This window comes from Phocaeicola coprophilus DSM 18228 = JCM 13818, from assembly GCF_000157915.1.
GTDB classification, from domain to species: Bacteria; Bacteroidota; Bacteroidia; order Bacteroidales; family Bacteroidaceae; genus Phocaeicola; species Phocaeicola coprophilus.
On record NZ_EQ973648.1, the window covers coordinates 49,570 to 60,918 of the forward strand.

The window sequence follows — 11,349 nt, forward strand, 5'->3', positions numbered from 1 at the left end:
GTACTCCGCTGGCTGAGAAGTTGCGCAGCGAACTGGAACTGATTGATGGAGTTTATCCTGAATTTAATGTTGATGACTATTTGAAAGGAGAACTGGCTCCTGTCTTCTTCGGTTCTGCATTGAATAACTTCGGTGTTCAGGAGCTGTTGGACTGTTTCGTTGAAATTGCTCCGAGCCCTCGTCCGGTAACTGCTGAAGAACGTACCGTACAGCCTGATGAACCGAAGTTTACAGGTTTTATTTTCAAGATTACTGCCAATATTGACCCGAACCACCGTTCCTGTGTTGCATTCTGTAAAGTCTGTTCCGGTAAGTTTACCCGTAATACACCTTACTTACATGTACGCCACAATAAGACGATGCGTTTTTCATCGCCTACCCAGTTTATGGCACAGCGTAAGACTACGGTGGATGAAGCATGGGCAGGAGATATTATCGGTTTGCCGGATAATGGAACTTTCAAGATCGGAGATACATTGACCGAAGGCGAAATGCTTCACTTCAAGGGACTGCCAAGTTTCTCACCGGAAATGTTCAAGTATATTGAGAACGCTGATCCTATGAAGACCAAACAATTGAACAAGGGTATTGACCAGCTGATGGATGAAGGTGTGGCCCAGTTGTTTGTGAATCAGTTTAATGGACGGAAGATTATCGGAACGGTAGGACAGCTGCAGTTCGAGGTGATTCAGTATCGTCTGGAGAATGAATACAATGCGAAGTGCCGTTGGGAACCGATCAGCCTTTACAAGGCCTGCTGGATTGAAAGTGATGATCCTGCCGAACTGGAATCCTTTAAGAAACGTAAGTATCAGTATATGGCCAAAGACCGTGACGGACGCGATGTGTTCCTGGCCGATAGCGGTTATGTGCTTCAGATGGCTCAGATGGACTTCAAGCATATCAAGTTCCATTTCACCAGTGAATTCTGATTCCCGGCTGAAGCCTGCTGGTAAAAAAGAAGAAAAAAAGACAGCCACGAGATCCTTGAGGGAGATCGTGGCTGTCTTTTTTTATAGTTTATAGAGCCATACATCCAGGGTTTCCCCATGTGAGAACACATCTGGTTCTATCCTGAGAATCCGTTTCTTCATGCGGGACTTCTGCTGATATACGGATGTCGGAGAAATAGCCGACAGGATGGCGATCTGTGCAACCGTGAAACGAAGCTTGATCAGAATACAGTATTGAATATCAACTTCTGTCAGATTGGGAAAACGGTTGACCAGCCGGGATGTAAAGTTATTGTAGACATCGTCCACCAGATTAGCCAGACAGACTTTGTCAGCATCTTTGATAAAGCGTGGATTCTTTCGTAATTCATTGACCAGTGGCTGTTCAGAGATCAATCGTTCAGCCAGTTGGTGTTCTCTTTTCTTCAGGAGCTCCATTTCAGTGGTCAGCGTCTGTATGTTGAACCTGTGATTGACCTTTGACTGAGTCTCATTTCGTTTTCCGGATGTCTTTTTCAAGGGCTTCATCTTTTTCTGGAGTTTGTTTTTTCACGCTATTGTTATACTTATGGCAAAGTTAGCGCATTCTTGTTAACATCAGAATAAATTTATATATACAGCATGTAATGACTAAATTGCTGTAAACCAGAATATTGGTTCCTTATAGGGAAAGTGTGATATATACAATCCCTATTTTTTAGAACTTTCGTAACCATAAATCCAGCGTTTCTCCTTCAGCAAAACAGTCTGGTTTCTGCTGTTGGATACGTTTCTTTGTTCTTGATTTCTGCTGGGATACGGAGGTTGGAGATATTGCCGTCAGTATGGCTATTTGTGAAATGCTGAAACCGAGCTTGATCAGAATACAGAGTTGGATGTCCACATCCGTCAGGTTCGTAAAGCGGCTGTTCAGCCGTGAAGTAAAATCCTGATATATGTCGTCAGTCAGTTGTCTGAGAACGGCCAGATCTTCAGGACGCATGAAACGTGGAGAGTTCCGTAATTCATTCATTAAGGGATGAATCGCGATCAGTTGTCCGGTCAGCTTCTGTTCCCTTTCTTTCAGCAGCAGCATTTCAGTGGTCAGTTCCTGAATGTGTTGTGTCCTGACCGGGGTTTCCTTCAGTTTTTTCCAGCTGGTTTCAATCTGTTTCTGCAGTTCCTGGTTAGCCGGTGCCAGATTCTTGTTCTGTTGTTCCGGCTGGCTGATCTGTGATGTCTGTTCAGGTTCCTGGTCTTTCTGCTGGCCGGTCTGCTGATCCTGAAAGCTTCTGATATATTCTTTATTCTGTTTGATGCGGATTTCATTCTCCTTTTGCTGCTGGATATAATTCTGCAGATTTGGGGAGAGCCGGCGGATGGTACACTCTTTGTTTTTCAGGTTTTGCTGATAGATGATGATCAGAATGATCACGACAGCCAGAAACAGAGTAATGACAGTCATGATCCGGACTTTGAGCAACTGGTGATCGATGATCAGCATGTTGCCCGTAACTCCGCTTAAGAAGTAGCAGAGTACAAGAAGGTTTGTACAGTTTTTCATATTCGTGTTTTTATAAAGTGTTTTGCGCTTGTGTTTGTCTGCCTGTTTCTTTCACAAATATAATAGTTTCTTTTGTATGAAAGCCAGTCAGCAAGTGAAAAGGACAGCCTTTGTAAAAAAAAGACTGCCCTTTTGTCGAGTTATTATATGTAAGGTTTGTGTTTGCCTGTGTTTATCTCCCGACGGGTTACATACGGTTCTTCTGGCTCTGGCCTGCTCCCGTACCTTTGTATTTGCTTTTGGCGGCATTGAATTTGTAACGTACGGTCAGGCGGAACTGACGCCGTGTTTCCTGATCCAGAGTCATCAGGCGGTTGCCGCTGAACAGCGTGATGCGTGCCTGTGAAGATTCGAACAGGTCTGAGCCTTGAAGCTGAAGACTGAGGCGCTCGTTCAGGAAGCTTTTATAAAGAGAGACATCGGCTCTCCAGGCACCTTCAAGCATGCGGCTATTTTCATTGTCTCCCCGTGTGTCGGCCTGCAGGTCAATATCCAGCTGGAAACCTTTGGGGAGAGTGAAATGATTGTTCCATGAGAAGTTCCCCATCGGGTGGCCGAAGTTTTCCTGTCCGTCGGGTGTATCAACGGGAAACCACTGCTTGAGGAGCATGGCACTGAACTGAGGCGACCAGATGCCGATGGTGGGAGCCAGTGTCAGTGTGGCGTACAGACGGTCGGTGTCGTAAGTATTGACAAAAGTAACCATTGAGATGGTCGGATTCTCGGCCGAGTATTGAGTGCTCTGGTACAGCAGTCCGTCACGCAAATGCGTATAGTTGACATTCAGCGATATCCATTTATAGGAAGTGTTCAGCGTGAGCCGGTTCATCAGCGTTGGTTTCAGCATGGGGTTTCCGCTTTCGTAGGTATAGCGGTTGATGTAGGTTACATTGCTGCGAAGCATGTAATAGGAAGGGCGGTTGATACTGCCTGAGTAGGCGAGTTGCACCTGAGCTTTTCCCACGGGCATGGACAGGGAGACAGAGGGGAAAACGTTGTCATACGTGCGGCTCTGTTCGTCTATCCGCCGGCCCTGTTCATAATAACCGGACGCCAGATGTTCGTAACGCACGCCTGCCTGTGCCTGAAGCGGACCGAAATTCCGGCTGTATTCCAGAAAGGCAGAGACTGCATTCTCGTTGATCCGGCTGTTGTCATTATCCAGGATGCCCTCCGTATTGATATAAAGATTCTTCCGGCTGCTGTGAGTGAACTCGCTGCCCAGCGAAACATTGCCGTCCCACAAGGGATGTGACAGGACCAGTTTCGCGGCATACAGACGATTCTGTTCGTCGTTATGGCTGGTGACGGGCTGTTCCTGTGTGCCGCCTTCGGCCGAAGTGATGCGTTCGAGCATTTCCCTGCGGGTTTTTCATGTCCTGCCACAGACCGTCGGCATTGAAGTCAATGTTCAGTCCTTTCACCTGTCCGTTATAGTACAGGTTGAAGTCATGTCTCGTCTCCAGGCGGTCCTGCCATCCGGAACTGCTGCTTTCCTCAAACCGTTCGCCGTCACAGTAAACCGTTGTAGGCAGGGGAGGAATATGCCAGCGGTTGTTGGGAGTATAGTCGTAGTTGTAACGCATGCCGAGCGAATGCTGTTCGTTGAACTGATAGTTGAGTGACAGCATGGCGGCCAGGTTTTGTGTATGTACCCACGATGAAAGGTCGGACTCCTGCCGCCATGTTTTTTCCAGAAAGGTTTCCTGTATGACCTTCTTATTATCTTCGTCCCGGCTGTCCATTCCAAAAATCATACCCCCCAGATCGAATCCGCCCTTGCGGTAATTGAAGTTGAACTGATTGAGCTCTGACCAGTTATACCGGTAGTAAATGCCAGTCCGGTTGTTGAAGCCGAATCCTTCTCCCTCCGGCTTTTTGGTGAAAATGCGTATGACGGCGGCCACGGATGCATCGTAACGGGCACCGGGGTTACGAACCACTTCCACCGACTTGATGTTGTTTGATTCCAGTTGCTCCAGTTCCGAAGCATCACGCATCTTTCGTCCGTTGATGTAGATTTCGGCTGCTCCGCTTCCGAAGACATTGACCGAACCTTCTTCTGCCGATACACCGGGAATCTTGTTGAGCAGGTCATTTCCTGTTCCGGCTTTTTCCAGTATGCTTCCGGTTACGGTAGTCACCATGGCATCTCCTTTTACGCGTGTTCGGGGAAGATCGCCCTTGATCACTACCTCATTCAGCAGCTGAGTGTCCGGAATCAGCCGGACAGTTCCCAGATCAGCAGGCTGGACCGGCTTGTAGACGGTGTTGTATCCCACTGAAGTGATACGGATAATCTGGTCGGAAGCTGTTGCGTTGAGGCTGAAACTTCCGTCTTCAGCACTGACGGTACCGTTTACGAAGGCGGAGTCAGGAAGCGAAAGTATCACAACATTGGCATAGGGAAGAGGTTGGTTTTGTTCGTCAGTCAGTTTTCCGGTTATGGTTTGTGCTGACAATCCACAGGCACAAACCAGGCTGCATAGCAGACATAAGATTTGTTTGGTTGTTTTCATTTTGTAATGTTATTTTGTGTCTTATCTTATAAAGTCTGAAATAATTTTTTTTCTCCGCAAAATTAGAAAAAATATTTTTCTCCTTGATGAAATGAATCTCTACAAGTAATCAGGTTTTCTATTTATTATCTGTTTGTGTTTTAATGCTTTAGTAAATTATTGGGAGACGGAATCTATACAGGCGGCCGGCGGAAGGACGATCCTCCGGCCTTGACCGTTCGATCCTCCGGAATCGACCGCACGATTCGGCTCCATCGTACTACTCGATGCCCCGGAAACGACCGCACGATCCAGCCCCAACGACCGCACGATTCCGGCGGGTTGTCTGCAAGATGTTTCCGCGGTTTCCAGACATTCCGGAAGCCTTTCTTAACGTCCCGGGAGCGGGTGAAAAAACGTCGAAACATTTTACTCATTACGCCGAAACGTTTTTTAAAAAGGCCGAAGCGTTTTTAAAAAAGTTCGAGGGGTTTTCAGGAGTCGGTCAGCATCAGTCCCACTCCGCGCACTGTCTTGATTTCGATTTGAGGATCATTTTCAAACAGCTTGCGAAGTTTGTTGATAAATACGTCCAGGCTGCGTGAAGCGAAATAGTCGTCCGTCTTTTCCCAGCAGCGGCTCAGGATGACTTCTCTTCTGACCACTTCCCCCTTGTTCCCGGCCAGCAGTTGCAGAATCTGTGCCTCCCGGGCGGTCAGGGTTGTCGACTGTCCGGTAGCCGTATTGCGGAGGGTGGCATGTCCGGCATCCAGTGTATAATTGCCGAACTTGCACATGCTGCTCTCGTTGCGGCTTCTGGCCCCTTCCTTCATCTTGAGGATGGCATGCAGATGGGCATCCAGTTCATCGGGAATGAACGGTTTCTTCACGTAATTGTTGACACCGATGTCATATCCTTTTCTGACATCCTTGGGCGAAGTAAGCGCAGAAGCAAAGAGGATGGGCGTGTCGCCGTCGGTTTCCCGAATCAGCCGTACCATTTCGAATCCGTTCATCACGGGCATGTCGATGTCTGAAATAATGATGTCAGGGTGATGTTCTTTCCAGGCTTCCAGACCTTCTTTTCCGTTGCAGGCAGTAATGACTTCATAGCCTCCGATAATGTCCTGAAGTCCAGTCTGGACAATGTATGAAAGATTGTTGTCATCTTCCACTAATAATAATCTGATCATAGCTTTTTCGTGTTTATCTATACAAAGATATTTAAAATATCGTATTGCCTATATATTTGTAAAATAAAAATTGAGTAAAAGTGAAAATATGATTTAATTGTTGTAGCTGTTGAGCAACAGTAGTTCGTATATTTCCTTGGCTTCCTGCTCTTTCAGACTCCTTATGGCGAACGATGTTCCATTGGTGGAAATCACCAGTTTCACCCTGTGATTATATGGTGTGAAAGGAGTGGAAACCATACGTACGACTTCTATATTGTCATACTTTATATAATTATAGATTTCGGCAAACTTTCCGTTGCTTATTTCCATATAGTCCTCCTTCAGTGTGATATGGCTCCTGCGTAAGGCAAGAAGTCCCTTGCTCAGTGAAACCAGCATATAGGCTATGGGAGCAAAAATCCAGATGTACTGTCCGTAATAGCACAAGGCTATGGCGGCCGGAAGCGAAATCAGAATATCGAATCTTATGATGTAGCCAAGCAGGCCATAACCGGAACGGGCAGAAATGACAGTTGGCGAGGAGTTATAGTCTTTTCCCAGCCACCAGTTCAGGAAGTTCCCGTCATGTGATGAACCGTAAATCTTTACGTCGGTATCTTTTTTTTCGTCTGTTGCATTCAGCGCCTGCCTGACCATTATAGTGCAGCAGCCCAACCAGTTTTCAATGATATTCCTTTTAACGTAAAGCGTACATACCTTGTCGAATGAGAACCGGTTGCTGTTACGCGTAATCAGTCCGCTTTCGAAGAAGAGCTGTTTTTCGTTCATACGTATATCCATATTGAAGTATTGAAGGAAAACCTTTCCCATCCATAGGATCAGAATTACTATGTACAGTATCACTATGACTGTTAATACAGCTGTAATAGAGAATGCGGAAGTATCAGCATGTGTTTCTACATAGTCTAAGAAATATTTTGCAGCCTTGTCGTTGACAGAAGTTATCTGATTGTACAGCGTGGCAAGCACACCGAACAACACTGCCATGCCTTTGAAGTGATTCTGGCAGAGAGCGCCTTTAATCAGGTTTAGGTTGCTTACTTCCAGTTTTATACTTTTACAGTTTGCTGTGGCCTCTTGTTCCGTAGCTTCTGTCTTGTGTACTTCTTCCTGTGTATTTTCCTGAGTCTCCACACGGCTTAACAGAGCATCCCAGTCATCATCATCAAGGATGAGTTCTATCTCTTCAGTCCGTGATGCAAGAGTGTCAAACGAGATGCCTTTCATGTCAAGTATACGATAAATGAGACCGCTTTTGGTTCGTAAAGACTGGATCTTATGCAGAGGGACGCTTGTCCTTTCATGCTGTATGACACCATGGATAAAAATCAGGTTCCCGTTCTCAACGTAATATTTCTTGAAGTAGAAGCTTAGGAATGCGGTTATCAGCGATATGACAAGGAATCCTGCCAGATAGGACAGAAGCATTATTATGTATTCCATAATAGAAGTCTCCTCGGATGAATCGAATATTCTGACAGTGAAAAGTATCAGGATAATACTTGCATAGTTTCGCAGAGCCTTCACGAAATAAATTACGAAAGCACTTTTGCTCATCCTGCGCGGTATTGAGAAATCATTTATTTTCATTTCTGATGCTTTCTATTATAAGTGCTTTAATATCATTTGCTTTCTCTTCTGTCAGTCCCGGAATGCTGGTAGCTTCAAGCATCTGCGCACCATTCACGATGTCGATGGCATAAAGTCCGAAAATGCGTGTTATCGGGTTCTGGCGTATGCTGACTTGCTGTATTTTACAGAAAGGAATCGTAATTACTGAAGGGAAGATAATTCCCGAACGGTATGTGATGTCATGTTCACGGATGGCGAATCCTTTATAGGAATAGGCCTTGGGAAGTAGAAAAAGATTCACAATCATAGCTGTCAGAAAAACACATTCTATGCCGATTGTCGTTACCACACGATAGGCGAACTCCTCTGCCAGAAGGAACAGAAGCGTGAGTCCCATAAAGATGATATAAACTAGTATCGTTTTTACTGTCTGGACTTTTAGGTATTTCTTTTCCAGTGGAGTATAATTGAGATTCTCTACCTTGTCTATGTTTTCAAAGTTCAATTGTCTGTTTGTCATATTGTTATTGATTTAGGCTTATTCTTCACTGTCTGTCAGAGGCAAATATATTATAAATTCAGTAAACTCGCCCTCTATACTGGTAACAAATGTCTTCCCGTGATGTGCCTTTACTACCTGGTCCACGAAAGAAAGTCCCAGTCCGAATCCGGAAACTCCGTTCCTGCGGTTACGTTTGACAGCAGAAGTTCGTTCAAACTTCTGAAAGATCAGGTGGATATCTTTTTCTGCTATGCCCAGTCCGTTGTCGCGAATCTTCAGAGCCGTGTATCGGTCGCTTTCTTCGGCAGTGATGTTGATTTGTACACTGTCTTTGGAATATTTGATGGAATTATCTATCAGGTTGCTGATAACTTCCTCCAGATATTCGCTGTCAGCATATGCCGATTTGCTTTGGAAATCCAGTGTAAACTCCACCGGTTTCTGTGATTTTGTCTTGAACTTCTCCGTCAGTTTGTCCAGCATGGGAACGAGATCTACCGTTGTCTTGTTCATTTCCAGTTTGTGATTCTCCAGTTTGGAGATGGTCAGAACTTTGTTGGTGAGCGTCAGCAGATGGTCGGATTCTGTTTCTGCTATGCTGAAATAGCGGTCTTTCATCTCCGGCTTGTCATCAAGCTTACCGCTTCTCAGGAATTTCAAGGCCATGATAATGGTGGTCAGCGGTGTTTTCATGTCGTGGATCATGGCATAGGAGAAGTCCTCACGAATCTGGAAAATCTTTTCGAATCGCGAAATGAATCTCACTTGATGGCCTATGCATACAATCACAAGCAGCATGATGATGAAAGTACCGGCAAGCAACAGGCCCATCCGTTTCAGAAATGTCTGGTAAGGATTGGTAAGGACGAGTTGGACAACCTGGGTATAATCAGAGCGGATGGGGAAGTATTTCGGCTTGACGGCCATGAAGGAAGGAGCTTTCCGTGTTCCGATTTCATGGAAGATTTTTCCGGTACGCGGATTCATGATATAAATGTAATACTGATCGCCCAGTTCGTTCTTGAACAGAAGTTCGGAGGTGATGGAATCAAGGTTATGCAACGACATCGGGTAGCCCATTTCGGTCAGACGCTGATAAAAATATGCCATAGGTGGAATGGTGTCATTGGTCGGACCACTCAATATTTCTGTTCCTTTCGGTGTTCTGCCGAATCTTATGTTCCCTTCTTCTTCCAGGGCTTTTTCGATGGTTGCATAACTTTCCTTCTGAATGTCGTTCCGAATCAGTTCATATGAATTGAAAATCCATGTCACCTGCAGGACCATAGCTCCCAGAAGTCCGAGAACTGAGAGGATGGTTATGAAGATGATGTTTTTCTTGCGTCGGGAAGTATTCATGGGTATTGTTGTATTTTGTCGCATGTTTCTTTTGCAAAGATAAAGTATAGAATCTTTTGCAGGGTATGAAAATGAAGTCTTAACCTAAAGATAACATAAGGATAAGGTGACGGTTTTTTTTCTTGTTCTATCTTTGTAACAGCAAAAAAGATCTGTTACAAAGATAATTTAGGTATGAAACTGTTCAAGTATTTGTTTTCCCGAAAATCTGCATCTCCGAAAGGTACAGTGATTTCATACGGCAGAGGGCCGGAAGGAGAGGAGGTGATTATAGATATCACAGAAACGAAGCATATTAATCTGAAGGTGATAATAACTTTCTTTGTTTGTTTGCCAGTCATGATGGCGCTTTTTTCAGCAGTTTATGGAGTTGACAGTCTGAATGTGACTTCTGAGAATTGTTTCAGCCGGGGCAAGTACTTGGTATTGTCCAGTTTTGTTTGCGGAGTTCTGGTGAATTGGCTGCTACAGTCTGTGGTGTATATTCTGATTCATCCGGCGGCATACCGGATGCTGAAGATCAGATATAATAAGCGTAATTACACTTTCCGCTTGTTTCATAAAGGCAATTTAAAAATCCGTCATTTCCGTATAGCGAACATGCTTGCACATAGTTTGTGTGGGTATATTCCTTTGATCGTGGGTTTCGTTGTGGGAGATGTCTCGATCTGCTACTTTGCTTTTTTGTCTGTTTTGTTTTTCTCCGATGAAATCAGTCTTCTGTGGAGATTGCGTCATTATAGCGGGCAGAGTATATGCAGATACATTTCTCTATGATGATCGCTCATTTTCATTTTCGGAAAAATGATTATTACCGGAACGCTAAGCCCTCTCAGTCTTAACCTAAAGATAACTTGTTGATAACATAAAAGATACATCAGCCGCTTTACCTTTGCATCATAAGAAATAACAAAAAGGTTTAACTTTAAAAACATTATTTATTATGATCGCAAATTTGATTATCTCAGCTGTTGTAGCAGCGTCCGTTTCTACTCCTGAAGTTGTTTATAATGTAGAATCAGAAGGAAAGAAGGTAACGAATATTGAAATGTATTCAGTGACCGATGGAAAATATCTGAACCGTCTTTGCAAAATAGATTTTTCTTATGATGAGGAGGGAGATGTGATAGATAAAAAAACTTATGTATGGGACGTGAAGAATTCCGAGTATGTATTGAAGCAGACAGAGACATTTACCAAATAATATTTAGCTGAACAGTATTATTTCTTTTATCGCAGGCTTTTTCCTATACAACTTTGAATGATCTGTAAGTTTCCTGATTTTGTCAGATCATTCAGCTGGTATATGGTTTCGGTTTAAAGAATTTCCAGCAATAATAGAATCTCTCGACTGATATAAAAGTTTTTCCAGTTAATGTGAAATCCGTCAGTTTATGTAAGGTTTATCTTCTTGTCTGGTATTTCCTACTGGTATAAGGTTTCCTGGTTTGAATGTATTTTCCCGGAAGTATAAATTGAAGTTTGTGTAAAGTTTATCGTCTTCTCTGGTATTTGCTACCGGTATAAGGTTTTCCGTTTAAATGGAATTTCTCAGCAAGTATAGGATTTCTGTTTGTATAAAATCTTCCGGTGATATAAAGTATCTCGTCTTGTCTGGGGCTTCCTGCCGGTATAAAAAACAGTTTTAAAAGGAAGTTCTCAGTGTAAATCAGTTTTTCGCCTTTATATAATATATAATAAGGTGTAGTATGAAGGAGTATTCGAC

General features: G+C 44.0%; 10 protein-coding genes and 1 pseudogene. 2 read left to right on the forward strand and 9 right to left on the reverse strand.

Translation table 11 applies throughout. From position 1 onward, the window contains the following. Positions 1-932: peptide chain release factor 3 (locus BACCOPRO_RS14320; protein ID WP_008144715.1), on the forward strand; the 932-nt coding region annotated here is incomplete at its 5' end. Positions 933-1,013: 81 nt separating this feature from the next. Here the strand turns inward: BACCOPRO_RS14320 and BACCOPRO_RS14325 are convergent. The 8 genes from BACCOPRO_RS14325 to BACCOPRO_RS14355 form a co-directional block, all read right to left on the reverse strand. Continuing rightward, the gene (locus BACCOPRO_RS14325) at positions 1,014-1,481 is read right to left on the reverse strand and encodes a hypothetical protein (protein ID WP_008144717.1); all 468 of its coding nucleotides are present in this window, start codon (positions 1,479-1,481) and stop codon (positions 1,014-1,016) included. Between the two features lie 169 nt (positions 1,482-1,650). Continuing rightward, entirely contained in the window at positions 1,651-2,496 is an 846-nt protein-coding gene (locus BACCOPRO_RS17280) for a helix-turn-helix transcriptional regulator (protein WP_155819211.1), read from the reverse strand. Positions 2,497-2,683: 187 nt separating this feature from the next. Next, positions 2,684-3,853: an outer membrane beta-barrel family protein gene (locus BACCOPRO_RS18560; protein ID WP_008144721.1), complete on the reverse strand. Its 1,170-nt coding sequence runs from the start codon at positions 3,851-3,853 to the stop codon at positions 2,684-2,686. Beyond that, a complete protein-coding gene (locus tag BACCOPRO_RS18565; protein ID WP_008144723.1) occupies positions 3,792-5,015 on the reverse strand; it encodes a TonB-dependent receptor in 1,224 nt (407 codons plus the stop codon). Before BACCOPRO_RS18565 ends, BACCOPRO_RS18560 begins: the two co-directional genes overlap by 62 nt. A 473-nt stretch (positions 5,016-5,488) precedes the next feature. Further along, a complete protein-coding gene (locus BACCOPRO_RS14340; RefSeq protein WP_008144727.1) occupies positions 5,489-6,187 on the reverse strand; it encodes a response regulator transcription factor in 699 nt (232 codons plus the stop codon). Between the two features lie 93 nt (positions 6,188-6,280). After that, positions 6,281-7,633, reverse strand: a complete 1,353-nt coding sequence (locus BACCOPRO_RS14345; RefSeq protein WP_258460936.1) for a PH domain-containing protein — start codon at positions 7,631-7,633, stop codon at positions 6,281-6,283. A 133-nt stretch (positions 7,634-7,766) separates the two neighbouring features. Next, positions 7,767-8,282, reverse strand: coding sequence for a PH domain-containing protein (locus BACCOPRO_RS14350; protein ID WP_008144731.1), 516 nt, complete (start codon positions 8,280-8,282; stop codon positions 7,767-7,769). An 18-nt stretch (positions 8,283-8,300) separates the two neighbouring features. After that, positions 8,301-9,623, reverse strand: a complete 1,323-nt coding sequence (locus BACCOPRO_RS14355; protein WP_008144733.1) for a sensor histidine kinase — start codon at positions 9,621-9,623, stop codon at positions 8,301-8,303. Between the two features lie 937 nt (positions 9,624-10,560). Here BACCOPRO_RS14355 and BACCOPRO_RS14365 point away from each other — a divergent pair. Beyond that, positions 10,561-10,827: pseudogene (locus BACCOPRO_RS14365) on the forward strand (DUF3836 domain-containing protein); the annotation flags it as partial. Between the two features lie 289 nt (positions 10,828-11,116). Here the strand turns inward: BACCOPRO_RS14365 and BACCOPRO_RS18350 are convergent. Then, positions 11,117-11,349, reverse strand: a 233-nt coding sequence (locus BACCOPRO_RS18350) for a hypothetical protein (RefSeq protein WP_008144736.1), incomplete at its 5' end; no start/stop codon positions are given.